This window comes from Microbacterium sp. CJ77, from assembly GCF_002911615.1.
In the GTDB taxonomy this organism is placed as follows: Bacteria; Actinomycetota; Actinomycetes; order Actinomycetales; family Microbacteriaceae; genus Microbacterium.
In genome coordinates this window covers 178,222-201,574 of the sequence record NZ_PQBR01000025.1, presented here as the reverse complement: position 1 = coordinate 201,574, position 23,353 = coordinate 178,222, and the positions used below count along the sequence as shown (strand labels likewise).

At 68.8% G+C, this 23,353-nt stretch carries 26 protein-coding genes; 8 read left to right on the top strand and 18 right to left on the bottom strand.

Annotated elements, in window-relative coordinates:
* Positions 1-130 precede the first annotated feature (130 nt).
* The 4 genes from C2868_RS15735 to C2868_RS15720 all read right to left on the bottom strand — a co-directional run bounded on the left by C2868_RS15735 (position 131) and on the right by C2868_RS15720 (position 2,720).
* Positions 131-679, bottom strand: coding sequence for a hypothetical protein (locus C2868_RS15735; protein ID WP_100809846.1), 549 nt, complete (start codon positions 677-679; stop codon positions 131-133).
* Between the two features lie 214 nt (positions 680-893).
* Entirely contained in the window at positions 894-1,550 is a 657-nt protein-coding gene (locus C2868_RS15730) for a DUF1345 domain-containing protein (protein ID WP_100809845.1), read from the bottom strand.
* Positions 1,551-1,610: 60 nt separating this feature from the next.
* Positions 1,611-2,153, bottom strand: coding sequence for a flavin reductase family protein (locus C2868_RS15725; RefSeq protein ID WP_181003487.1), 543 nt, complete (start codon positions 2,151-2,153; stop codon positions 1,611-1,613).
* A 33-nt stretch (positions 2,154-2,186) separates the two neighbouring features.
* The gene (locus C2868_RS15720; protein WP_100809844.1) at positions 2,187-2,720 is read right to left on the bottom strand and encodes an NADPH-dependent FMN reductase; all 534 of its coding nucleotides are present in this window, start codon (positions 2,718-2,720) and stop codon (positions 2,187-2,189) included.
* Between the two features lie 264 nt (positions 2,721-2,984).
* Between C2868_RS15720 and C2868_RS15715 the strand changes: the two genes are divergently transcribed.
* The 3 genes from C2868_RS15715 to C2868_RS15705 all read left to right on the top strand — a co-directional run bounded on the left by C2868_RS15715 (position 2,985) and on the right by C2868_RS15705 (position 4,750).
* Complete coding sequence (locus C2868_RS15715; protein WP_103663540.1) at positions 2,985-3,560, top strand: flavin reductase family protein; 576 nt, start codon at positions 2,985-2,987, stop codon at positions 3,558-3,560.
* A gap of 110 nt (positions 3,561-3,670) precedes the next feature.
* Positions 3,671-4,279 carry a flavodoxin family protein gene (locus tag C2868_RS15710; RefSeq protein ID WP_100809842.1) on the top strand — a complete coding sequence of 203 codons (609 nt, stop codon included), beginning with the start codon at positions 3,671-3,673 and terminating at the stop codon, positions 4,277-4,279.
* Between the two features lie 108 nt (positions 4,280-4,387).
* Positions 4,388-4,750, top strand: a complete 363-nt coding sequence (locus C2868_RS15705) for a UBP-type zinc finger domain-containing protein (RefSeq protein ID WP_100809841.1) — start codon at positions 4,388-4,390, stop codon at positions 4,748-4,750.
* Between the two features lie 36 nt (positions 4,751-4,786).
* Here C2868_RS15705 and C2868_RS15700 read toward each other — a convergent pair whose 3' ends face one another.
* Genes C2868_RS15700 through C2868_RS15685 form a run of 4 tightly spaced genes read right to left on the bottom strand, consistent with a single transcriptional unit; the run spans position 4,787 to position 7,738 of the window.
* Positions 4,787-5,392: a carboxymuconolactone decarboxylase family protein gene (locus tag C2868_RS15700; protein ID WP_100809840.1), complete on the bottom strand. Its 606-nt coding sequence runs from the start codon at positions 5,390-5,392 to the stop codon at positions 4,787-4,789.
* Positions 5,393-5,397: 5 nt separating this feature from the next.
* Positions 5,398-6,360, bottom strand: coding sequence for a VOC family protein (locus tag C2868_RS15695; protein WP_100809839.1), 963 nt, complete (start codon positions 6,358-6,360; stop codon positions 5,398-5,400).
* A gap of 11 nt (positions 6,361-6,371) precedes the next feature.
* The gene (locus tag C2868_RS15690) at positions 6,372-6,818 is read right to left on the bottom strand and encodes a nuclear transport factor 2 family protein (protein WP_100809838.1); all 447 of its coding nucleotides are present in this window, start codon (positions 6,816-6,818) and stop codon (positions 6,372-6,374) included.
* Positions 6,815-7,738, bottom strand: coding sequence for a fumarylacetoacetate hydrolase family protein (locus C2868_RS15685; RefSeq protein ID WP_100810064.1), 924 nt, complete (start codon positions 7,736-7,738; stop codon positions 6,815-6,817). The genes C2868_RS15690 and C2868_RS15685 overlap by 4 nt, the downstream gene beginning before the upstream one ends.
* 150 nt (positions 7,739-7,888) lie before the next feature.
* Between C2868_RS15685 and C2868_RS15680 the strand changes: the two genes are divergently transcribed.
* The gene (locus C2868_RS15680) at positions 7,889-9,283 is read left to right on the top strand and encodes an FAD-binding oxidoreductase (RefSeq protein WP_100809837.1); all 1,395 of its coding nucleotides are present in this window, start codon (positions 7,889-7,891) and stop codon (positions 9,281-9,283) included.
* Positions 9,280-10,515, top strand: coding sequence for an alpha-hydroxy acid oxidase (locus tag C2868_RS15675; RefSeq protein ID WP_157813863.1), 1,236 nt, complete (start codon positions 9,280-9,282; stop codon positions 10,513-10,515). Before C2868_RS15680 ends, C2868_RS15675 begins: the two co-directional genes overlap by 4 nt.
* 99 nt (positions 10,516-10,614) lie before the next feature.
* Here the strand turns inward: C2868_RS15675 and C2868_RS15670 are convergent, their stop codons facing one another.
* From C2868_RS15670 to C2868_RS15640, 7 genes are all read right to left on the bottom strand, one after another.
* Positions 10,615-12,024, bottom strand: coding sequence for an aldehyde dehydrogenase family protein (locus C2868_RS15670; protein ID WP_100809835.1), 1,410 nt, complete (start codon positions 12,022-12,024; stop codon positions 10,615-10,617).
* Positions 12,025-12,061: 37 nt separating this feature from the next.
* On the bottom strand, positions 12,062-13,216 hold the full coding sequence (dctP, locus tag C2868_RS15665; protein WP_157813862.1) for a TRAP transporter substrate-binding protein DctP: 1,155 nt from the start codon (positions 13,214-13,216) through the stop codon (positions 12,062-12,064).
* A gap of 164 nt (positions 13,217-13,380) precedes the next feature.
* On the bottom strand, positions 13,381-14,841 hold the full coding sequence (locus C2868_RS15660) for a TRAP transporter large permease (protein WP_100809833.1): 1,461 nt from the start codon (positions 14,839-14,841) through the stop codon (positions 13,381-13,383).
* A gap of 8 nt (positions 14,842-14,849) precedes the next feature.
* Positions 14,850-15,401 (bottom strand): TRAP transporter small permease, encoded by a 552-nt coding sequence (locus C2868_RS15655; protein WP_157813861.1) that lies wholly within the window; start codon positions 15,399-15,401, stop codon positions 14,850-14,852.
* 37 nt (positions 15,402-15,438) lie between these two features.
* Complete coding sequence (locus C2868_RS15650; RefSeq protein ID WP_100809831.1) at positions 15,439-16,326, bottom strand: NAD(P)-dependent oxidoreductase; 888 nt, start codon at positions 16,324-16,326, stop codon at positions 15,439-15,441.
* Positions 16,323-16,796 carry a carboxymuconolactone decarboxylase family protein gene (locus C2868_RS15645; RefSeq protein WP_232711095.1) on the bottom strand — a complete coding sequence of 158 codons (474 nt, stop codon included), beginning with the start codon at positions 16,794-16,796 and terminating at the stop codon, positions 16,323-16,325. Before C2868_RS15645 ends, C2868_RS15650 begins: the two co-directional genes overlap by 4 nt.
* Before the next feature lie 132 nt (positions 16,797-16,928).
* Positions 16,929-17,897, bottom strand: a complete 969-nt coding sequence (locus C2868_RS15640) for a helix-turn-helix domain-containing protein (RefSeq protein ID WP_100809830.1) — start codon at positions 17,895-17,897, stop codon at positions 16,929-16,931.
* Between the two features lie 279 nt (positions 17,898-18,176).
* Here C2868_RS15640 and C2868_RS15635 point away from each other — a divergent pair, with 279 nt between their 5' ends.
* A complete protein-coding gene (locus C2868_RS15635) occupies positions 18,177-18,485 on the top strand; it encodes an EthD family reductase (protein ID WP_100809829.1) in 309 nt (102 codons plus the stop codon).
* Here C2868_RS15635 and C2868_RS15630 read toward each other — a convergent pair.
* Positions 18,431-19,420 (bottom strand): LysR family transcriptional regulator, encoded by a 990-nt coding sequence (locus C2868_RS15630; protein ID WP_100809828.1) that lies wholly within the window; start codon positions 19,418-19,420, stop codon positions 18,431-18,433. The genes C2868_RS15635 and C2868_RS15630 overlap by 55 nt on opposite strands.
* Positions 19,421-19,529: 109 nt before the next feature.
* Here C2868_RS15630 and C2868_RS15625 point away from each other — a divergent pair, with 109 nt between their 5' ends.
* Both C2868_RS15625 and C2868_RS15620 read left to right on the top strand, forming a co-directional pair.
* Entirely contained in the window at positions 19,530-20,912 is a 1,383-nt protein-coding gene (locus tag C2868_RS15625; RefSeq protein ID WP_100809827.1) for an aminomethyltransferase family protein, read from the top strand.
* A gap of 208 nt (positions 20,913-21,120) precedes the next feature.
* Positions 21,121-22,242, top strand: coding sequence for an ice-binding family protein (locus C2868_RS15620; RefSeq protein ID WP_100809826.1), 1,122 nt, complete (start codon positions 21,121-21,123; stop codon positions 22,240-22,242).
* A gap of 19 nt (positions 22,243-22,261) precedes the next feature.
* On the opposite strand, the gene msrA is transcribed toward C2868_RS15620, so the two are convergent.
* Positions 22,262-22,807 (bottom strand): peptide-methionine (S)-S-oxide reductase MsrA, encoded by a 546-nt coding sequence (gene msrA / locus C2868_RS15615; RefSeq protein ID WP_100809825.1) that lies wholly within the window; start codon positions 22,805-22,807, stop codon positions 22,262-22,264.
* Positions 22,804-23,313 (bottom strand): peptide-methionine (R)-S-oxide reductase MsrB, encoded by a 510-nt coding sequence (gene msrB, locus C2868_RS15610; RefSeq protein ID WP_100809824.1) that lies wholly within the window; start codon positions 23,311-23,313, stop codon positions 22,804-22,806. The genes msrA and msrB overlap by 4 nt, the downstream gene beginning before the upstream one ends.
* Positions 23,314-23,353 lie beyond the last annotated feature (40 nt).

The following is a 23,353-nucleotide window of genomic DNA, read 5'->3' as shown; positions in this document are numbered from 1 at the left end:
GCATGTCGACGCGCGGGGGCGCTCCCCCGAGGCTGAACTGCGAACCACGTGCTCGTCACACGGGCCACCCCCGGACGCGGAAAGACCCGCACCGCGGTACGCGATGCGGGTCCGTCCGGGTGTCGACGGATCAGCCGAGGATGTCGCCGAGCATGCCGTCGACATCGGCTCCGATGTCTCCGGTGACGCCGTCGACGAGGTCGTCCACGCCCGCGTCGATGTCATCGATGCCGCCGACGTCACCCACGCTGGTGTCCGTGTCGGTGTCATTGCCGGACCCGATCGGCGCGTCGATCGGCGCCTGGATGTCGTTGCCGGATCCGACGGGAGCCTGAACCTCGTTGCCGGATCCGATCGGGGTGTCATTGCCCGACAGCACATCGCCGTTCAGAGAGTCGCTCACCACGGGGCCCTCGATCACGGGTGCGTCGATGATGCCGCCGTCGACGCCGACATTGCCCGCATTCGTGTCGGGCGAAACCAGCAGGTCACCAGCCGAGACACCGGCGAGGAGGTCGTCGACGATGTCGAACATTCCCGCGACGCTCGTCTGCGTCGACGTGTCTTCGGTGGTGGATTCCGCCGCGTTCGCGGGAATCGCGAAGCCGGCGACAGCCAGCGCCGCAGCTCCCAGTCCCGCAGCACTCATCATTCCGATTCGAGTCGTGTTCTTGCGCATGGTTTCTCCTTCACATCGCTTTCGTGACGTGCGACTTCCGCCGCACGAGGGGTCATCCGATGCCCCTCGAGAATCGGATGGGTCGCACCGGCGCAGGAGAGCCGCGTCCGACGTGTCGAACACCGCGGCTGGCCCGCGAAGTCGCGGCTCGGCGCCGCTTCCTGGCAGGTTCGTGTGAGCCGCCATCCGCCCCGGGTGGCCCTCCGACGATGCGTCAGGTGATCGCAGAGACGGCGCGGGCGATCACGAGCACCGACATGATGAATCCCGCGAGAGCCTCGATCGCCATGAACGCCTTCGCGCGCCGCGTAATCGGGAGCGCATCCGCCGGAGAGAACGCCATGCCGGCCGTCAGCGAGATGTACAGATAGTCGAAGTAGCGGGGCTGCCACGCGCCGAATCCGGGGGTCGAGTCCTGCGGAAAGATGAAGTCTGCTTCCGCGACATCGCGAGTCCCGCGTGCGCGCGCGACCGGGCCGCCGAGATCGAGCTCCCAATACAGCAGCCCGAACGCGATCGCGTTGGTCACCCAGAGCTGCAACGCGGCGAGCAGGATGCTGATGCCTTCGGCATCCGGGGCCGTCAGCAGTTCATAGACCAGCTGCACGAGCAGCGCCTGCGTCACGAGCAGCAGGATGACGCCGAGAATCACCGAGAACCAGCGGGACCAGGTCGTCTGCCGCACGAGGTGATGAGGATTCAGCACGATCAGCGGGATGACCAGGAGGGCGCAGACTCCGACGGCGATCCACCGCAACGGTTCGAGGAAGAAGTTCGGCAGGAGCAGCCACAGCACCAGAACGGCGAGCACGCCCGCGATCGCCGGCCAGCGGTGCTCGAAGGGTGCCCGGGTCTTCGCGGGCGTGGTCATGCGCTCAGTCTGTCGGAACGGCGACCCGAAAGCGCGACGCCGTCCCGACGGACGACCCGCTCAACTCGCGATCTGATCCGGTTCGCGCAGGTGACGGTACGACCCCTTGAAATACAGCAACGGCTCACGCGTGTGCCACTCGGGGGCGCTCATCTCGACGACCTTGCCGATCACGATCAGGTGATCGCCCGCGACGTATTCGTCCCAGAGCTCGCAGTCCACCCACATCAGGGTGTCGTGGATGACGGGATTGCCGGATGCGGCGGGCGTCCATTCGATTCCCGCCCATTTGTCCGTCCCCTTGCGCGCGAACTGATTCGAGACGTGGTGTTGGTCGTGCGCCAGCACGTTGACCGCGAAGCGTCCACTCTCCTTGATGCGCGGGTAGGTCGTCGAGGTCAGCATGACGCTGAACGAGACGAGGGGCGGGTCGATCGAGACGCTGTAGAACGACTGGCAGGTGAAACCGACGGGTTCGTCCGCCTCCAGCCCGCTGATGACCGTGATGCCCGATGCGTAGTGCCCGAGCGTGTCACGGAACAGGCGCGCGTCGATGCCCGTCGGCGCCGAGATGGGCGCCGGGGCGAATGCTGACTCGTGCATGGTGTTCCTCCTATCGAGATGACACAACCGGGTTCAGGGGAGAGGTGTCGCCGTCGCGCCGGCCACGTGCGCCAGGCGCGCGAGGTTCGCCGCGTACTCTGCCGCCGCCGCGCCCACGACATCCTCGAGTTGATCCATCTGGGTCAACGAGAGGTAGAAGCCGCGGCCCGGGACCATCGCGCCCAACTCGACGAGCAGGGGCGCGAGGTTGTAGGTCGGCCCCATGGCGTGGCTGAAGTCCGCACCGGTGTGCACCGGGATCGCCGTGACGCCCGCGAGGCCGTTCGCCGGGTAGCGGTCGAGGAACGCCTTGAGCAGACCTGTGTAGGTGGCCTTGTACGTCGGGGATGCGAAGACCACCAGGTCGCTCTCGGCGACGGAGGCATTGAGTCCCGCCATCTCCTCCGAGGGCCAGGCGAAGATCTCGGCCGTGTGATCGGCGAGGTCGATCACCTCGAGCGAATACGTGCCGGGGGCGAGGAGCTTCTCGACGAGGAGCTCCGCGACCTTGCGCGTGCGGGATGCCGGCTTGGGATTGCCGACGACGATCGTGACTTTGAGCGACATTTCACTTCTCACATCTGTACCGATTGACAGGAAATCGAAGGAGTCGTGTCGCCCTGAGCGCGCATACCGAGCCGGGACGAGGGCTGACGACACCTTCACACCACCGGGGTTTTTTGGCCCGGGGGGCCCGCAACGGCTTACGCTGCGAAATCAGTATGCACCCTCTTTGTTTCGCTCGTGTCACGAATTCCCGAATGCGAACCGACATGACGTCGCGGGTCGCCCATCGGAGCCACCGCCCGATTCGGGGGATAGCGTGTGAGCATGACGACCGAATCCGAGCCGACCGCTGACCGGATCACGCCGGCCGATGGTGTCCCCGCTTTCCCCTCGCTCTCGGCCGACGACTTCAAGGCGGTGTTCCGCGGGCACCCGGGTGGCGTCGCCGTGATCACCGCCGATGACGGCACAGGGCCCGTCGCGCTGACAGCGACCTCGGTGTCGTCCGTGAGCGCCGATCCGCCGCTGCTCGTGTTCTCGGTCTCGGCGCAGTCGTCGAGCGCACGCGCGCTCGCCGCGGCGAAGACCGTCGTCGTCCATCTGCTCGATGCCGACGATCTACCCCTCGCGCGCCTCGGATCCACGAGCGGAGTCGATCGCTTCGCCGACACCGGATCCTGGTCGCGCCTCGTCACCGGCGAACCCGTCTATCACGGCGTCCGGGCCTGGATCCGGGGCGCCGTCGTCAACCGGATGGATGCCGGGGGCTCCACGATCTTCGCTGTGCACGCGCTGCAGTCCAGCCTGTCGCGGGACCCCGCACCGGGCGAGGCGGGCAACGCGCTCGTCTACCACAACCGGACCTGGCACCGTCTCGGCGACCACTCGCGCATCGACTGACCGCTTCGCACCACAACGGCGCTGTCAGGGCAGCCGCCCCGTGTCAACCCCGGTGACCGCCGCGACGCACGCTCGTAGCCTCGGACCACACCCTGACGGAAGGTGGGCTCATGGCCGACATTCGCGCGATCGCGCTCAACTGCACGTTGACGAGGTCCCCCGCTCCCTCGAGCACCGAGCTGCTCACGAATCAGATCCTGACGGCCCTCGCGGACCTCGGAGCCCACACTTCTCACGTGCGCATCATCGACGAGAACGTGTCGCCGGGCGTCGAGAAGGACATGGGCGACGGCGACGGCTGGCCACGCATCCGCGAGCTCATCCTCGCCTCGGACATCGTCGTGCTGTGCACGCCCATCTGGCTGGGCCACATGTCGAGCGTGGCGCAGGGCGTGCTCGAGCGGCTCGACGCCGAGCTTTCGGAGACGGATGACGCGGGACGGCCGATCCTCTTCGGCAAGGTCGCCGTCACCGGGATCGTCGGCAACGAAGACGGCGCGCACAAGGCGACCGCGGACCTCTACCAGGGCCTGTCCGACGTCGGATTCACCCTGCCCGCGCAGGGCGGAACCTATTGGGTCGGCGAGGCGATGCAGGCCGTCGACTACCGCGAGCTCGACGAGACCCCGGAAGCCGTGGCGAGCGCGACGGCGACGCTCGCCCGCAATGCCGTGCATCTGGCGACCGTGTTGCGCGAGCGCCCGTACCCCGCCAGCTGATCCGACCCGGGCCGCGGGGACCGCGTCGACGCCCGACCGAGCGCGCAGCGCGCGAACGGCCTAGATTCGTAGTCTCCAGCGGGACTCGTGCGAGAACGGGAGACGATCATGAGCGATCTGTCGAGCTTCATCCACCCGGAGGTTCCGCCGAGCGGTGACGGCTGCGTCGAGTGCGACGAGTCCGGCAGTTGGTGGGTGCACCTGCGTCGATGCGCGGCGTGCGGGCACATCGGCTGCTGCGACGACTCGCTCGGACGCCATGCGACTTCGCACTGGCGGCAGACCGGACACCGCGTCATGCGCTCGTTCGAGCCGGGCGAGGACTGGTTCTGGGACTTCGAGACCGAGAGCGAGGTCGACGGACCGCCGCTCGCTCCCCCGCAGGCGCGCCCCGGGGGCCAGGGCGTCCCCGGACCGACGGCACGCGTGCCGGGCGACTGGCAGAGGATCCTCGCGCGGCGCGCCCGGTGAGGCGCGCCTAGCACCCGACGCCGCCCTTCCCTTCGGTCAGCGACCCGTGTCGCCGAATACGCGGTCGGGCACGGGGTGCGGCGGCTCGAAGGTCGCGAGCGACAGCGCCAGCATCGAGTAGTACCCGCACAACCAGACGAGTTCGGCGAGGGCCCGTTCGCCGAGCTGTGTCATCGCGCGGTCGTACTGGTCGTCGTCGAGGCGGCCCGTGGCGAGCATGGCCGCAACGGCTGCGAACGCGCCGTCCACATCGGGCGACCATCCCGTCGGAGCGCCGCCGCGCCGGATCACGCCGAGGGCTTCGTCTCCGAGACCTGCGGCTCGCGCCGCTCCCTCGTGGGCGATCCACTCGAATTCGCAGCGGTGATGCGCGGCGACCTGCAGGATCGCCCCTTCCCGGACGAGGGGTGTCAGGGTCCCCGCGTAGCGCAGCGCCGCCCCGAGCGCCTGCACGGCGTCGCCGACGGCCGGAGCGATCGTCATGACGGCGAAGGGGCCGAGCAGGGCGCCGGACGCGTCGACGAGAGGCACCGCGGGCGTCGACGCCCGCGGACCCGTGGTGATGCGGTCGTGAAGCGCACGCTGGTCGGGCGCCAACTCCCCCGGTGGACGCAGGGGATAGCGGGGGCGATCCGATGCCATGGCGGTCAGTCGACGACGACGGGCGTCCCGTAGACGTGGAACTCGGGAGGGATGGGTGCACCCCAGCCGGGCTTCTTCGCCCACTCCTCGGCCGACCAGACGTACGGCTCGGCATCGGGCGCGAAGACCAGGTACCCGCCGTTGGCGACCTCGATCCGGTTACCGCCGGGTTCGCGGGTGTAGAGGTAGAAGCCCTGGATCGCGGTGTGGCGCGAGGGACCCGCCTCGATGTAGATCCGTGCGTCGGCGAAGATCTCGGCGGCGCGCAGCACCTCTTCGCGCGTGTCGACGAGGTAGGCGAAGTGGTGCAGGCGTCCGCTCCCGCTCGTCTTCTCCTGCGTGTAGATCAGCTCGTGACCCTGGATGGAGCTGCTCATCCACGCCCCGGCTTCGGTGTCGTCGGGAAGGCGGATGATCTCGTAGGTGCGCAGTCCGAAGCCCTGCTCCCAGAATTCGCGGCAAGCGCGCACGTCGCGCGCGAGCAGGTTGACGTGGTCGACGTGGCGCACGTTCGCGCCGCGGCTCGCGTACTTCTGGAAGTTCGTGGGGATCACGGGACGCTCGCCGTCGGGCGCCTCGTACCGCGTCGTGTCGTAGTAGAGGCGGAAGAGGTGACCGTCGGGGTCGGCGAACTCGTACGCCGGGCCGATGCCGTGATCGGGCTCGACCCAGCTCCCCCCGTGCCCGTTCTGCTCGAGCCAGGCGACGCGCCGCTCGAGGGCCTGCGGGCTGGTCATCCGCCACGAGACGAAGCCCAGGCCCGCACGGTCGGACGCGATGATCTTCAGCGACCAGGCCTCGTAGTCGCCGAAGGCGCGGAGGTAGTGCGCGTCGCCCTCCACCGCGACGACCTGCATGCCGAGGAGGTCGACGAAGTAGGCGAGCGTCTCTTCGATCGTCGGCGTCAGGATCGCGTGGTGGCCGAGGTGGGCGAGGTCGTGGACGGGTTCTGCGGGGTGCGTGGTCATCTCTCCTGCTTTCACGTGGGGTTCGGGGCGGCACCCGGTGCGAGGCCCGGCTGACGGAACACGGGACGGATGATGCGCTCCGCGATCCGCCAGCCCGCACCGTCCACCCGCCGATAGGTGTCCTGGAAGTCGGCGACCATGTAGATCTCGACGCCGACCGGGGGATCCGCGTTGCTGGCGAACGTGTGCCAGCTGCTCCGCCCGAGGACCGTGCCGTCGGGGCCGTCCTCGAGGAGGAGGTTCCCGAGGCCGTGACGTGTCGTGCGCGTGCCTTCGCGCGCGAGGAACGACGCGACGACCCGCTCCACATCGTGGAATTCGCGTCCGACGCTGACGTAGTGCACGTCGGGCGCGAGCACCGCGCGAAGCGCGTCGGGATCGCCCGAGTCCAGCGCCCAGGCGAAGCGCGCGTTGAGGTCGGCGATCGCGGCGCGGGTCTCGAGGTCGAGGACGCTCACCGTCGCTCCACGGGGTTCGAAAGCGTCCCGATCCCCTCGATCGCGACCTCGATGACGCCGCCGAGCGTCGTCAGGTCGACGTTCTGCACGGCGCCCCCGGCGGACGAACGCTTGAGCGCCGTGCCCATCGCGATGATGTCTCCGGGCTCGAGGGTCAGGTAGCTCGAGGCGAAGGAGACGACCTCCGCGACGCTGAAGCGCAGATTGGCGGTGTTGTCGTCGGTGACGAGCCGCCCGTCGTGCGAGCACGTGATGCGCAGGGTGTGGGGGTCGGGGATCGCGTCCGAGGTCACCACCCACGGCCCGATCGGGCCGAAGGTGTCGGTGCCCTTGTAGCGCGCGGGATAGCTGACCCAGCTCTCGACGTAGCGGATGCCGTCCGGGGCCGCGGGATCGGGATGGATGGCCCGGTAGTGGAACGTGTCGGCGTCCCGCATCGTGGGCGACGTCAGGTCGTTGATGATCGTGTAGCCGAAGACGTGATCCAGCGCTGCGTCGACGGGGATGTCGGATCCGCCCTGGCCGATCACCACGGCGAGTTCGGGCTCGGGGTGGACGCGCCCGAACTCGGGGCGCAACCGGATCGCACGGCCGTGACCGATCAGGGACGAGGACGGCTTGACGAACATCGCGGGCGTGTCGGGCCCCGAGAGGATGCGGTCGGGATTGGCGCTGTTGTTGAGCGCGACGCAGAGGACCTTCCCGGGCCGGCCGACGGGCGGAAGCCACGTCATCCCCGCGATCGGGAGACGCTCGCCGCCTCGCAGGGCCTCGTCGACCGCTGCGCGCCGGCGGTCGACGGGCTCGCGCAGAAGACTCTCGACGTCGGTGTAGCGCTCCGGCAGGACGACCGCGCTTTCCTCGTCGGCCCGCACCACGACGGCCGGAGAGCCGTCGATCTCGATGGATCCGATGTGCATGTTCCGCCTCTCGTCCGCGCGCAGGAACATCACGCGACGCGGTCGACTCTAGAAGGGCCGACGAGGCCCCCGACATGACAGTCCCGCCCGATAGTTGTCGAGGCGCGCACGACGCCGCGGCGCCTCGGACCGGCCGCCTAGGCTGACGCCATGTCAGCGAGCGACGCGGGTCGCGACACGATCGACCCTGAGGTCGTCACGCGCCTCACCCGCGAATTGGGTCCCCGTGTGACCTCCGACGTCCGGGCGCTCGAAGAAACCCGGGCGGATGCCTCGGGCCATCTCTCCCCCGGCCCTCCCGTGGCGATCGTCGCGGCCGAGAGCGTCGCGGACGTCCAGGCGGCGCTCCGGGTCGCCACGGCGACGCGCACGCCGGTCGTCACGCGCGGCGCCGGTACCGGCGCCGCCGGCGCCGCGATCGCCGGCCCGGGCGAGATCGTGCTGTCGACGACGCGGATGGACCGCATCCTCGACGTCCGACCGGACGATCTGCTGGCGGTCGTCGAACCGGGGATCCTCAACGGGGACCTGAATGCGGTGCTCGCCGAGCAGGACCTCTGGTGGGCGCCTGACCCGGCCAGTCGCGACATCTCGACGGTGGGCGGCAACATCGCGACGGGCGCGGGCGGTCTGCTCTGCGCGAAGTACGGCACCGTGCGGGACGCAGTGCTGGGGATGGATGTCGTGCTCGCGGACGGACGGATGATGCGCCTTGGGCGCCGGAGCGTGAAGGGCGTCACGGGGCTGGATCTGACCTCCCTCCTGATCGGATCGGAGGGGGCCCTCGCGGTCATCGTGTCGGCCACCCTCAAACTGCGCCGTCGTCCCCCGGGCTCGCCGCACACCGTGCTGGCGACCTTCGCGACCGTCCGCGAGGCCGCCGCGGGCGCCGCCGCCGTCGTCGTCTCGGGCGTCCAGCCGGCGATCATGGAACTCATGGACGCCGCGTCGCTCGGTGCCGTGCACGCACTCCTGGGACTTCCGGCCCCGACGGCGGGGGCGGCCCAGCTGACGATCCAGACGGATGGCGCGGCGGCCGGCGCCGAGGCCGCGGCGATCGACTCGATTCTGCGTGCGCTCGGCGCCGAGACGACGCTCTCGGACGACGCGGCTGAGGGAGAGCGTCTTCTCACCATCCGCCGTTCCGCGCACGCGGCGATGACGGCGCTCGGCGACACCCTGCTCGAGGATGTCGCCGTGCCGCGCAGTTCCCTGCCGGCGATGTTCGACGAGATCGGGCGCATCGAGCGCGAATACGGCCTGACGATTCCCACCATCGCCCACGCGGGAGATGGCAACCTGCACCCGAGCTTCGTGTTCACCGGTCCCGAGGTCCCCGACGAAGTCTGGGCGGCCGCCGGTGATCTGTTCACCTCGGCACTCCGGCTCGGCGGAACCCTCACGGGCGAGCACGGCGTCGGACTGCTGAAGCGCCGATGGCTCGCGGACGAGCTGGGAGAGGACCAGTGGGAGCTGCAGCGGCAGATCAAGCAGGTCTTCGATCCGCTCGGCATCCTCAATCCCGGAAAGGTGTTCGGCGCATGACCCGTTCCACACGAGGCGGGAGGCGCTCGAGGCTCGGGGTCCGCGACATCGCGGCGATGATCCAGTGGCGCGGTGCACGATCCGACGCACCGGGCGCCCTCGCCTCGGCGTACTCCATCGCCGATCTCCGCGCGATGGCGCGGCGCACCGTGCCGAAGCCGATCTTCGACTTCATCGACGGCGGGGCGGGGGACGAGGTGGCCGTCCGCCGGAACGTCGAGCGGTTCGAAACGGCCTCGCTCGTCCCACGCGTTCTGCGGGATGTCTCGCGGATCGATACCTCGACGCACTTCCTGGGGTCCGCCGCCCGCGCGCCCTTCGGGTTCGCCCCGGTCGGCATGACGCGCCTCGCCCACCCCGACGGCGAGCTCGCGGCCGTGCGGGCAGCCGCGCGCCTGGGCGTGCCCTACGTCCTGTCGACCATGGCGTCGTCATCCCTCGAGGCCGTCGCGGCTGCGGCGCCCGAGGCCGACCGGTGGTTTCAGCTCTACCTCTGGAAGGACCGCGCCGCGTCCGAGGCGCTCATCCGCCGCGCCAGCGCACTGGGGTACCGCGCCCTCGTCCTCACGGTCGACGTGCCGGTCGCGGGCCAGCGGCTCCGCGACGCACGCAACGGCATGACTCTTCCGCCGAGCTTCCCGCTCCGCTCCGTCGCCGGGCTCGCCCGCCATCCGCGCTGGCTGGCACGGACCCTCCGGAGCGAACCGCTCGGGTTCGCGGCGCTGGATCTGAAGCCGGGAGGATTCGCGGAACAGTCGAACGCGATCTTGGATGCGTCGACGACCTTCGCCGACCTCGCCTGGATGCGCGGCATGTGGACGGGTCCGCTCGTCGTGAAGGGGATACTCTCCGCCGCCGACGCCGCGGAGGCCGTGCGGCTCGGCGCGGACGCCGTGGTCGTCTCGAACCACGGCGGCCGTCAGCTCGAGAACGTCATCTCGACCTGGGACGCGCTCGGCAGCGTGCGCGCAGCCGTCGGTGATCGCGCGGCCGTCTATCTCGACGGGGGCGTGCGCTCGGGAACGCACATCGCCGCGGCGCTGGCGGCCGGCGCGGACGCCGTGTTCATGGGCCGCGCGTACGTCTACGGGCTGATGGCGGGAGGCGAGGCGGGGGCCCTCCGGGCGGGCCGGATGCTGCAGTCCGGTCTCGCGCGCACGATGGCCCTGCTCGGCGCCGCGACGATCGGCGACATCGCGGCGGACATGCTGCACGTTCCCGCGCGAGACTGACCGCCGCCGGGCTCCTCCGATCCCCGAGCTCGTCTACCACGGACGCGAAGGAGCGGGACGCCGCCACGCGACGCCCCACTCCCCGCCTCCGTATGCCGATCAGATCGTGATGACCTTCGGGGCGGCGACGGCCTTGAGCCCGTTCACGCCGAACTCCAGTCCGTATCCCGAGCCCTTGACGCCGCCGAACGCGACCATCGGGTTCAACGTGCCGTGCTGGTTGATCCAGACCGTCCCGCTCTCGATCAGGTCCGCGACACGACGCGCCTCGACGGGATCGCCCCAGACGGATGCCCCGAGGCCCTGTTCCGACGAGTTGGCCCGGGCTACCGCATCGTCGATGTCGGTGTAGCGGAGCACCGGGATGACGGGGCCGAACTGCTCCTCGTCGACCAGCGGTGCGCCGTCCTCGATGTCGGCCACGACGGTCGCCCGGTAGAAGTGCGGTCCGAGTTCGGGCGCCGCCTCTCCTCCCGTGGCGATGCGCGCACCGCGCGAACGCGCATCGTCGACCAGACGCGTCACGATGTCGAACTGCTGGGCCGTCGAGAGGGGGCCGAGCTGGCTGTCCTCGCTCGTGCCGGGACCGAGTTGCATCGATTCCGCGACCCGGACCAGCTCGTCGACCACGTCGTCATAGACCGAGTCGTGAACGTACAGCCGCTTGAGGGCGGCACAGGTCTGACCGGTGTTGATGAACGCCCCCCAGAACAGACCCTCGGCGATCGCCTTCGCGTCGCTGCCCGGCAGCACGATGCCGGGATCGTTGCCGCCCAGCTCAAGGGTCAGCCGGGCGAGGTTGCTCGCCGACCCCTTGACGATCTCCCGCCCGGTCTTGGTGGAGCCGGTGAACATGACCTTGTCGATCCCGGGGTGCGAGGCGATCGCCGCCCCGACCTCACGTCCGCCCGTGATCACCTGCAGCACGTCCCGCGGCAGATGACGGTTCATCAACTCGACCACGGCGAGCACGCTGAGCGGCGTGTACTCGCTCGGCTTGGTCACGACCGTGTTGCCCATTCGCAGGGCGGGTGCGATCTGCCAGATGGCGATGAGCGCGGGCCAGTTCCACGGTCCGATCGCACCGACGACCCCCAGCGGGACGTAGTGCAGCTCGGATCTGGTCCCCTCGACCTCGAAGAGGACCTCGGTCTCGAGGACGGTGTCGGCGGCGCTGCGGATCCAGACCGCGCATCCCGCGGCTTCGAAGCGCGCGCCCGGACCGTTCAGCGGCTTGCCCTGCTCGCGCGCGATGATCTGCGCGAGTTCTTCGGCGTGCGCGTCGATCTCGTCCGCCGCCAGGTGCAGCAGTCGCGCACGCTCGGCGTGCCCCAGAGCCGCCCACTCGGGCTGCGCCGCTGTGGCACGACCGATGGCAGCGTCGAGGTCGGCGACCGTCTGCTCGCGGACGTGACCGATCGTCTCGCCCGACGCGGCGTCCGGTACCGCCCGGCCCTCCTCGGCTGCGACGGATATCGCATCGAGGAGTGTCGAGGTGTCGTTTGTCATGAGATGCCCTTCTGGTAGATGGATGTCGGATGCGATGTCAGCGGTCGGCGAACTCCGCGATGCACTCGAGCGTGGCGTCGCCCACCTCGACATCGGCGTAGGTCTCGAGGCCCGCGAGATAGTCGTCGAGCACGCCCTGGGCGTTCTCGAGACCCTGGCCCGTCGCGAGTTCGACCCATGCGTCGAGCATCGAGTCGCCCGTTGCCGACTCCCAGGCTTCCGTCTCGGCCTCGCCCCAGGCGTTGAGGTCTTGGACGGTCGGTGCGTCGAGCATCGCGGGGCACTGCTCGGCGGCCTTGACGTTGTACGCCTCGGCACCGGCGCCGGAGTTGAGCTCTTCGGCCACCTCGTCGAAGACCGCCTTGAGTTCATCCGACAGACCCTCGTACGCGGTGGCCGAGAGCCACATGCCGAAGGCGGAATACTGCCCGAAGCCGGGGTCCGTCCAGTAGGGCAGCAACTCGTTGAGCCGGTAGTTCACGGGGAAGTCCATGCCCGCACCGACCGCGTCGGCGAGCCCGCGCTCGACACCCTCGTAGGTCTCGTTGGCGGGGAGGGCGACGATGTTCGCGCCCGCGCCCTGGAACAGCTGCTGCGCCAGCGGACCCGATACGCGCACCGCGAGTCCGGACAGGCCGGCGGTGTCGGTGACGGGCTCCTTCGTGCCGAGCAGCAGCCGACCGACCGGCCAGGTCGCCAGGTAGTGCAGCTCGTTGCCCTCCATCACGGCCTGTGCGTCGGGGTTTTCCTGGTGCAGGTCGTACAGCGACTGCATGATGGCCTGCCAATTCTGGCCGATGAACGGGATGCTGACGACGCTCGTCGACGGGAAATATTGAGGCGTGTAATCGGGGATGGTCACACCGATGTCGGCACGTCCGTCGCGCACGCACTCGACGATCTCGGGGGCGGCGCAGAGGGAGTAGGCCTCGGTCCGCTCGAAGGCGACCTTGCCGTCGCTGCGTTCCTCGATCTCGTCGAGGAACCAGTCCTGGACGGCGGCGTTGGGAGTGCCGTCGATGGCCGCGGTCACCAGCGTGAGCGTGACCTCCGGCTCACCACCGCCGTCGCCCGACGCGTCGCCGTCGGGCTCGGCGACGACGCCGGAACAGGCGCTGACGAGGAGCCCGGCGCTGACGAGGGCGGTGAGAGCGAACACCCTCCGGCCGCGTGTGGATCGCTGTGTGAACATCGTTGTTCGTCCTCTCCGTGCATCAGAGTGATGGCGAACCGGCGACATCCCCGTCGCCGATCGTGTTCCTCCACCTTCGCCCGCCCGCGGTCCGTGCGGTTGTCCACCGGCGAACGGAGTATGGTCCGCGCGCGCAGATCCCCGCGCGGTCCTCCGTCCTCCGGTCAACGCGCGACGAGAGAAGGAAGGAAGAGCGTTATCGCGGGGAAGAGGAAGAGGATCGTCGTGGTGACGAAGTCGATCCCCACGAGCGGAAGAACCCCGCGGAAGACGGTCTCGGGCTTGACACCGGTGGTCCCCGCGACCACGAAGGTGAGGATCCCCACGGGCGGGGTCACCATTCCGATCTCGATGAGCTTGACGATCAGGATGCCGAGCCAGATCCCGTCGAAGCCGAACTCCATGGCCACGGGGTACAGGATCGGCACCGTGATGACGAGGATCGACATCGACTCCAGGAACATTCCCATCGGCACGAGGCAGAGCAGCAGCAGCGCCATCACCAGCATCGGGGGGAAGGGCAGCGCGCCGACCCAGTCCGAGATGGCGCGGGTGACCCCGGCGGCCACGAAGAAGGTCGACAGGATCGCCGATCCGATGACGATGAAGAAGACCATGGCGGTCGTCTCGGCCGTGTCGAGCAGGGAGATCCGGAACGCTCGGAGGATGCGTCGGACGCCCTGCCGACGATTCTCGACGACGAGGATGATGAGCGCTGCCAGGGCGCCCATCGCGGCGGACTCGGTCGCGGTGAAGATGCCCGAGTACATCCCCCCGAGGACGACGGTGAACAGGATGGCGATGTAGACCACTCCGCGCCAGGGCAGCGCCCGCAGCGACGGGCGCGGAGCGATGGCCGCCTTCACAGCGGCGGTGCGGGGCTCCGCCGTCCGGACGGTCGTGTCGGTCGACATCGCACGCGCCGCGCGGCCCGCGCCCGCCGACTTCCGCTTTTCCCGCAACTCGGCACGGGCATCGTCGACCGCCTCGGAGAGGTCGCCACCGGCGTCCCGACGGATCGTCCGCTGCCCGACGACCATGATGTACGTGATGTAGCCCAGGGCCGAGAGCAGGCCCGGGATGATGCCCGCGGCGAGCATCTGTGAGACGGACTCGCCCGCGAGGACCGCGTAGAGCACCAGGAACGTGCTCGGGGGGATCATCACACCGAGCGTTCCGGCGATCGCGACGATCCCGGTAGCGAGGCTCGCGGGGTACCCCTTGGCACGCATCTGATCCACCGAGAGCTTCGCCATGGTTGCGGCGGTGCCGATGCTCGAGCCGGAGACGGCGGCGAATCCGGCGCAGGCCATGACCGTCGCGACGCCGAGCCCCCCGGGTGCACGCCGAACGAAGTGATTGGCCACGGCGAAGACGTTCTCGGCGATGTTCGCACGGACCGCGAGCATCCCCATCAGGATGAACATGGGGATGATCGTGAGGGTGAAGCTCGCCGACGTCGTGAACGGTGCGGCGCCCAGAGTGTTGCTCGCGTAGCCGAAGCCCTGCAAGAGGATCAGGCCGAGGCCGCCCGCGCCGGCGAGGCTGACGGCGACGGGCACCTTGATCGCGAGCAGCGCGAACATCACGAGCAACGTCAGGATGACGATCTGGTAGATCTGCATGACGTTCCTCAGGCTCGCTCGGTCGGGGCGGACTCGGATGCGGTCTCGGTGATGATCAGCTCTTCCGTGTTGCGCCGACCCAGCACCGCGCGATGGCGGAGGGAGCGGACGACGTTCACCAGGCAGACGAGCAGCAGCGCCGCGAAGCCGACGACGATGATCCACCGCAGCGGCCACGTCGGCCACTGGACGAGGCCCATGCGCGTTTCGTTCAGCCGAGTCGCGCTCGCCGCCCGTGTCGCCGAGGCGAAGGTGAGCCAGGCGACGACGAGGGAGCAGAACACCCAGGTGGAGATGTCGAACACACGATTCCACCCCTCCCCGAGCCGATCGGCGAGCAGGGTGACCGAGACGTGGGCGCCCGTGACGCCGGCCCACGCGAGTGCGAAGAAGATGGCGACGACGAGCGCCCCTTCCGAGATCTCGAGCATCGCCGGGACACTGCTGTTGGTGACGAACCGCCCCGTGACGTCGACGACGATCGCCGTCATGAGCACGACGATCGCCGCGGCGGCTATCACGGCCATCACCCGGCTGAGCGCGATGACGAATCGTTCCATTGCTCCCCCTCTCGGGCGCGGTACGGCGGGGGTCGACCTATCGGCTTTGCCAGTGGGTGTACGCCCGCGTGTGATCGACGGGACCGAGCGCCTCGAGCGCATCCTCGAGAGCACGTGTCACCGCCTCGCAGACGGGGGCATCGTGATCGACCGCGTGCTGCAGCTCCCGGGCTATGCGCACGTCCTTCGTGATCAGAGGAAGGGCGAAACCGCTCGCGAACTGGCGCTCGACGACATGCGGACCGAACACGTGGGTCGTCGAGAAGCTCTGTCCGGTCGAGTCGTTGAAGACATCGACCATCAGCTGCGGGTCGAGACCGAATCGCTCGCCGGCCACGAGGGCCTCGGAGGTCGCGACGAACGCCGCACCCGCGACGAAGTTGTTCAGCGCCTTCATGGCGTGGCCCGTTCCGAGCTTGCCGGTACGGTAGATCGCCCGGCTCATGGTCTCGATCACCGGAACGGCGCGCTCGGCCGCAGCGTCGTCGTCCGCGCCCAGCATGATCGCGAGCGTTCCCGCGACGGCGCGCTCGCGCGCACCCGAGACCGGCGCGTCGACCATGGCGACGCCGGCCGCGGCGAGCGCCCGGCCCGTCTCGACGGTCTCGGTCGGATCCGAGGAGCTCATGTCGACGACCACGGCGCCGGGTCGGAAGGGGATGCGCGAGCCACCCTCGGGAGTGAGCAGCACCGACCGCACGATCGCGCTGGTGGGGAGCATGAGCACGACGACGGCGCACTCCGAGAGTGCGGTCACATCCTGCACCGCCGTCGCGCCGATGCGCTCGGCGACCGCTCGCGCGGCATCCGGATCGACGTCGTAGACGCGCAGGTCGTAGCCGCCCGCCGCGATGTTGGCCGCCATCGGCGCCCCCATCGTGCCGAGCCCGATGAACCCGACGATCTCTTTCTGGTTACCCGTCATCGACTCGCCTTCTTTCCTGATCCCGCGCGCGAAGAGGGCGCGGATGTCTTTCCCGTCGCCACGGTGGCGGCCGCTTCCCCGTCGAGGTTCGATTCGACGCCCATCTCGGCGAAAACGGCGTCGAGCGCGCGCAGCCCCTCCACCGCCGCCGGAATGCCGCAGTACAACACCGCCTGCACCACGATCTCGCGCAGTTCGAGCGGCGTCACCCCGTTCTCGATCGCGCCGCGCGCGTGCACCTTCATCTCGTGCGGCTTGCCGGTCGCGACCAGCATGGCGAACGTCACCTTGCTGCGGTCGGGAATCGACAGGCCGGGGCGCTGCCAGATGTCGCCGAAGCAGTACCTGGTCACGAAGTCCTGGAGCTTGTCGTTCAGATCGGTGGTGTGATCCACCTGGTCCTCGGCGCCCGCGGAGCCGAACATCTTCCTCCGCTGCACAATGCCGATCTCGTACAGTTCGTCTCGCACTACCACTGTGGATCCCTCCGTGTCCGGCTTCCTCGCCGTGGACTCCGCTCAGTCTGCGCGACGCCCGCGGCGGCCGTCTTGTCGGATGGCGCACCACAGTGCGTCAACGGCGCACGCACGGAAGAGGGCGATTCAGGCGCTCAGCCGGGCGCTGCGGAACTCGCGGGGTGCCTGGCCGAAATGCGCCTTGAAGATCTTGCTGAAGTGGCTCGCGTCCGGGAATCCCCAGCGCTGCGCGATCTCCGACACCGACAGCGACGTCTGGGCCGGATCGCTCAGATCGATCTCGCAGTGCTGCAGCCGACGCGAGCGGATGTAGCTCGAGACCGTCAAGCCCTCCTCCCGGAACAGGTACTGGAGGTAGCGGACCGAGATGAAGTGCGTGCGCGCGATCGTCCCGGCGCTGAGGTCGGGGTCGTTCAGGTGGGCATCGATGTAGAGCTTGAAGACGCGCATCTCGGCACGCCGTGACTCGCCCCAGTGGTCCTCCTCCTCCGACAACTGGGCGTAGACCAGAGCCGTCAGCAGATCGAGGACGCTCCGCAGGATCCGGACGCCCGCGATCCCCGAAAGGCTGTCGAGGTTCTCGCCCAGGTGCCGCATGAACGGCGAGATGAGCGCGCCGATCCCCTCGTCGCCCGGCAGCCGGATCGCGGTGATGCGTCGGATCAGGCTCGAGGGCACGTCGAAGACGCTCTGGGGGAATGCCATCACGAGGCATCGCACGTCGCTGGTGAACTCGAGCGTGTACGGGCGACTCGTGTCGTACAGCGCGATGTCCCCCGGGCGCAGCACCGTCTCACGACCGTCCTGCGCGACGATGCCCGAACCGTCCAACTGCAGGCTCAGCTTGTAGTGCTTGGGATCGCTCGGCGAGATGAGCGAGTCGGTCCGGAGCACGCGATGGGGGCTCGCCACGATCTGGGTGATGCACGTCTCATCGATGTACCGCCAGCGGATCGACCCCTCGAAGCGGCCTTCCGCGGCGATCTGCAGCGGCACGAAGCGGTTGCCGGCGACGAGGCGCCACTCGCCGAGCGACGACGCGGTCGCGGACTCGACGCCCAGGTCGGATGAGTGATGCTCGATGATATGGGCCACGTGCGCTCCCTCGAAGACTCGGCCCGCGCATGGACGCCATCGCCCATGTCACGAGGCATCGTCGACCATGACGACGCCTCTCCGGACCTTCCGATCGTTGCCAGGGTAGCCCGGGCGCCCGCTCTTCGGGGAGGGTGCAGACGCATGGATTCCGGCGCGGCTTGTCCACACGCGCACAGTCGTAGGCGGATCGCGACGGCGCGGCCGGCGGATGGCACCCTGATCGCCAGACTGAACCTGATCGCCAGACTGAGGTCCCACCCATGCGAGGAGGCATCCGTGCACAAGCTCATCGTCCTGTACCCGGCACCCGAGGACCCCGCTGCGTTCGAGGAGTACTACCGCAATACGCACCTCCCGCTCGCGAAGAAGCTGCCCGGAACGCTTGCGCAGCGCTTCACGCTGTCGGTCGACGCCGCCGAGGGAGAGAGCCCGTACTTCGCGATCTTCGAGGCCGACTTCGTCGACAAGGCCGCCATGATCGCGGCGATCACCTCGCCCGAGGGCCAGGCTGTCCAGGGCGATGTCCCCAACTACGCCACGGGCGGCGCGATCGTGCTCGACTTCGAGGTCGAAGCCGTTCCCTGATCGCCCGAGGGTGCGGCATCGTGCAGGCCCGCTCGGCCGGCGGTCGAGATCAGCATGTCCAGGAGCGCGCCGTAGCGAGCGGTGCGGGGCGCGCCCGCCGGCCGGGCGAGCCCGACGATGGTGGGCGGCACGCGATCCGCGATGTCGAGGCGCCGGACGACGTGCCCGTCGTAGGTGCGCGATGTCGCGGCGCGCTGGAACATGACGGCGTAGCCGAGGCCGCGCCCGACGAGGCACCGCACCAGTTCGTAGTTGCCCGTGACGTAACCGATCGAGGGCTCGAGGCCGAGCGTCTCGAAGATGTGCTCGGTGTTCTTGCGAGCGGGATGGACATCCAGCGCGATGAGCGGCTCCTTCGCGAGTTCGGCGAGGTGCACCTTGCGACGCTCCGCGAGGGGATGACGACCGCCCACGAGCACGTGCGGGCGGAAGTTCTGGACGGGATCGAACGAGAGGTGGCCCGACACGTCGACGCTGTAGAGCAGCGCGACATCGATCCGTCCCCGCAGGAGCATCTCGTCCAGGTGCGCGGCATCCGCCTCCACGATGTCGAGCTGGAGTCCGGGGTGCGCCTCGCGGAAGTGCTCGAGGATGCCCGGGAGGAAGAACGGCGTCAACGTGGCGAAGCATCCGATCGCGAAACGGCCCGTCAGAGCGCCGATCGACTGACCCGCCTCGCCCGCGAGCGACTCGGCCCCCGCGAGGAGTCGCCGGGCGTGCGAGAGCATCCGGGACCCGACGGCCGTCAGCGTCATGCCCTTGCCCTTGCGACGGACGAACAGCTGCACCCCCAGGTGCCGTTCGAGTTCGTCGAGGGCGAGCGCGAGGCCCGGTGGGCTGACGCGGCACCGCTCGGCGGCGGCGGCGAGCGAGCCCTCGCTGGCTATCGCTTCGAAGTACTCGAGCTGGCGCAGGGTGAAGGGGATCGCGGACATGAAAGATCTCCTGTGGTGAAACGTTGGATAAATATGTTTTACACGGGTTCAAGCACGTGACAACACTGGGGAGGTCGAAAGCCGGCTGTCATTCAAGGAGGAATCACCCGTGCCGAACAATCTCGAGGAAGCCATCGCCGCTGCCGGAAATCCGGTCGAGCTGCTGTGGGAGTCGCAGTCCCCGCCGGCCGTCGTGCCGCGCGTCGTCCAGGAGTTCAGCAACTGGCGCGACGAGCAGCTCGCCTGGCGTCGCACGGCCGTTCTGTTCGATCAGTCGCACCACATGGCCGACCTCAACATCAAGGGTCCCGACGCCCTCAAGCTGATCAGCGACCTCGCGATCAACAGCGTCGCGAACTTCCCGGTCGACATGGCCAAGCAGTTCGTCGCGGTCAACCACGACGGCTACGTCATCGGCGACAACATCCTCTTCCACCTCGAAGAGGACGAGTACCAGGCCGTCGGCATCCCGCCGTCGATCAACTGGATGCACTACCACGCCGTCACCGGCGGGTACGACGTCGAGGTCTGGCGCGACGACAACTCGCTCGTGCGCAAGGGCGACCCCGTCGTCTACCGCTACCAGGTGCAGGGTCCCGGCGCTCTCGAGGTCATCCGCAAGGCGACCGGCGCCGAGCCGCCGAAGCTGAAGTTCTTCGGCATGACGCGCTTCACGATCGGCGGCAAGGAAGTCCGCGCCCTTCGTCACGGCATGGCCGGTGAGCCCGGCTACGAGATGTGGGGTCCGTGGGAGGACAACGAGATCGTGCACGCCGCGCTTCTCGAGGCCGGCAAGGAGTTCGACCTCGTTCAGGTCGGCGGCCGGGCGTACCACACCAACGCGCTCGAGTCCGGATGGCTCCCCCGTCCCCTGCCCGCGATCTACACCGACGAGCGCCTCGCCGACTACCGCCGCTGGCTCACGGCCAACGCCTACGAGACGGTGTCGCCCCTCGGTGGCAGCTACCACACGGACAACATCGAGGACTACTACGTCACGCCGTTCGAGCTCGACTACGGCCGGATCATCGGGTTCGACCACGACTTCATCGGCCGCGAGGCACTGGAGCGCATGGTCGCCGAGGGCAAGACGGACACGCGCCGCAAGGTGACGCTCGTCTGGAACGGCGACGACGTGGCTGAGGCCGTCGGATCGATGTTCCACGAGGGTCCGGGGGCGAAGTACTTCAACCTGCCGATGTCGCTGTACGACACCTTCCACTTCGACCGGGTCGAGGCGGACGGCAAGACGGTCGGCGTTTCGACCTGGACGGGCTATTCGGCCAACGAGCGCGCGATCCTCTCGCTCGCGGTCATCGACCCGGCTTACGCCGAGCCCGGCACCGAGGTCACCGTCGTCTGGGGCGAAGACACTCCGTCCACGAAGCTGCAGGTCGAGGACCACGTGCAGGTGAAGATCCGCGCGACGGTTCAGCCTGCGCCACTGACGGAGCAGGCGCGCACGACGTATCGCGCGAACGCGAACGCCTGACGCACGCACCGAACACAACCGCGGGGCGGGAGCGGAGAGCTCCCGCCCCGCGGTTCTGGCGTCCGGCGGATGTCCGGCAGGTGTCGATCGCGCATCCGTTGTGCCCGATTCCCCCGTTGCACCCGAAAGCGTGTGACGCTGGGCACAGGTAGGCGTGTTTGACCGGGGTCCTCGACGTTTCCCTCCTGATCAGGAAGGGACCTCGACCATGGTCCACACGTTCATTCACAGAGGCGCCGTCCTCCTCGCATCCGTCGCCGTGATCGGCGTCGCGATCATCCCGAGCGCCGCGCATGCCGACACCACGATCGATGGCCCCATCGGCCTCGGCACCGCCGAAACGTTCGCCGTGCTCGCCGGTTCGACGGTCACCATGGTGCCGGCCAACCCGATAATCGGCGACATCGGGCTCAGCCCGGGCACGGCCGTGACTGGCTATAACGCACTGACGCATTCGGGCGCTTACGAGATTGCCACCGGTGTCGCCGATCAGGCAAAGGTAGACCTGACTACCGCATTCAACACCGCTGCGAGCCTGAGCCCCAACCTCTCAGCACTCGCCGACCTGACGGGGCCGTCATACGGCCCCGGCGTCTACTCGGGTGACGCGCTTTCCGTGTCCGGCGTGCTCACGCTCGATGGAGGGGCGGAGTCCGTCTGGGTGTTCCAGGCGGCTTCCACTTTGACCGTTGCGACAGGTGCAGTCATTTCCGTGACCGGCGGCGCAAGCGCGTGCAACGTGTTCTGGCAGGTCGGCACATCCGCGACGATCGGCGGGGGCGCGGCCTTCGTCGGCACGGTCATGGCCGACCAGTCGATAACCCTGGTGACCGGCGCGACGGTATCGGGCCGCCTGCTTGCACGAATCGGCGCGGTGAACCTGGACCAGAACACGATCACGCGCCCGTCCGGCTGCTCCGCGGCCGGCGGAACCGTCCGAACCAGCCCGACCTTCACCTCCGCGGGACCGCTCGCCGGTGTCGAGGGCAGCGACTACTCGTACACGCTCACGACCTCGGGAACCCCGACGGCGACCTACACGGTCACGAGCGGCGCTCTGCCGATGGGGCTCACCCTGGATGCGACGACCGGCACCATCTCGGGCCGTCCGACAGCACCCGGAACGTATACCTTCACCGTCACCGCGGCGAACGGCACCGCGCCGGATGCTGTCGCGACCTACACCCTCGTGATCGCGGCCGATCTCACCCCGCGACTCGCCGAGTCGGGCTCAGACCCGACCATTCCCCTTCTCGCCGGAGGGGCGCTGCTGGCGGCCGGGATGGCTTTGGTTCTCGCGCAGCGCGCACGAACAACTCGACGCCGCTGACGCCGGGTGACGAGTCCGTTCAGACGGAGGCGGACGCCTCGCGCTCGGGCAGCACCCATCCCCGCCGGGGGAAGTGGCACGTATAGCCGTTCGGAATCCGCAGCAGGTAGTCCTGGTGCTCGGGCTCGGCCTCCCAGAAGGGGCCCGCGGGCTCGATCGTGGTGACGGCCTTGCCCGGCCAGAGACCCGAGGCATCCACGTCGGCGATCGTGTCACGTGCGACCTTCTCCTGCTCGGGGCCGAGCGGGAAGATCGCCGAGCGATAGCTCGATCCGATGTCGTTGCCCTGGCGGTTCAGGGTCGACGGGTCGTGGATCTGGAAGAAGAACGCGAGGATGTCGCGATACGTCGTCTTCGCGGGGTCGAAGACGATCTCGACCGCCTCGGCGTGACCGGGGTGGTTGCGATACGTCGCGTGATCGTTCTGACCGCCCGTGTAGCCGACCCGGGTGTCGAGCACACCGGGCTGGCGACGAATCAGGTCCTCCATGCCCCAGAAGCAACCGCCGGCGAGGACCGCGGTCTCGGTTCCGGGAGTGCGGGTGATGCTTCCGTCGTCGGTCATGATGTCTGCTCCTGGGTGGTCGTGGTGTCTGAGTTGGCGGTGTCTGTGTTTTCGGCGACAGCGTTGTCGAAGAGGGCGCGGAACTCACCGTAGCCCTCGGTCTCGAGCTGCGCGACGGGGATGAAGCGCAGGGCTGCGGAGTTCATGCAATAGCGCAGGCCGCCCGCCTCGCGGGGCCCGTCGTCGAAGACGTGCCCGAGGTGGCTGTCGGCTCCGGTGGAACGCACCTCGGTGCGCTTCATCCACAGCGTCCGATCGACCTTCTCGGTCACGGCCGCGGGATCTATCGGCCGGGTGAAGCTCGGCCAGCCGCTGCGGCTGTCGTACTTGTCGGTCGACGAGAAGAGCGGCTGCCCCGACACGACGTCGACGTAGATGCCCTGATCGTGGTTGTTCCAGTAGCGGTTGCGGAAGGCCGGCTCGGTGCCGTCCTCCTGCGTCACGCGGTACTGCTCGGGGGTGAGACGCGAAAGCGCCTCGGGAGTCTTGCGATAGTCGTTCGCCACGGTTCCTCCTCGGTCAGACGCGGCTGGCTGTCGCGTCATG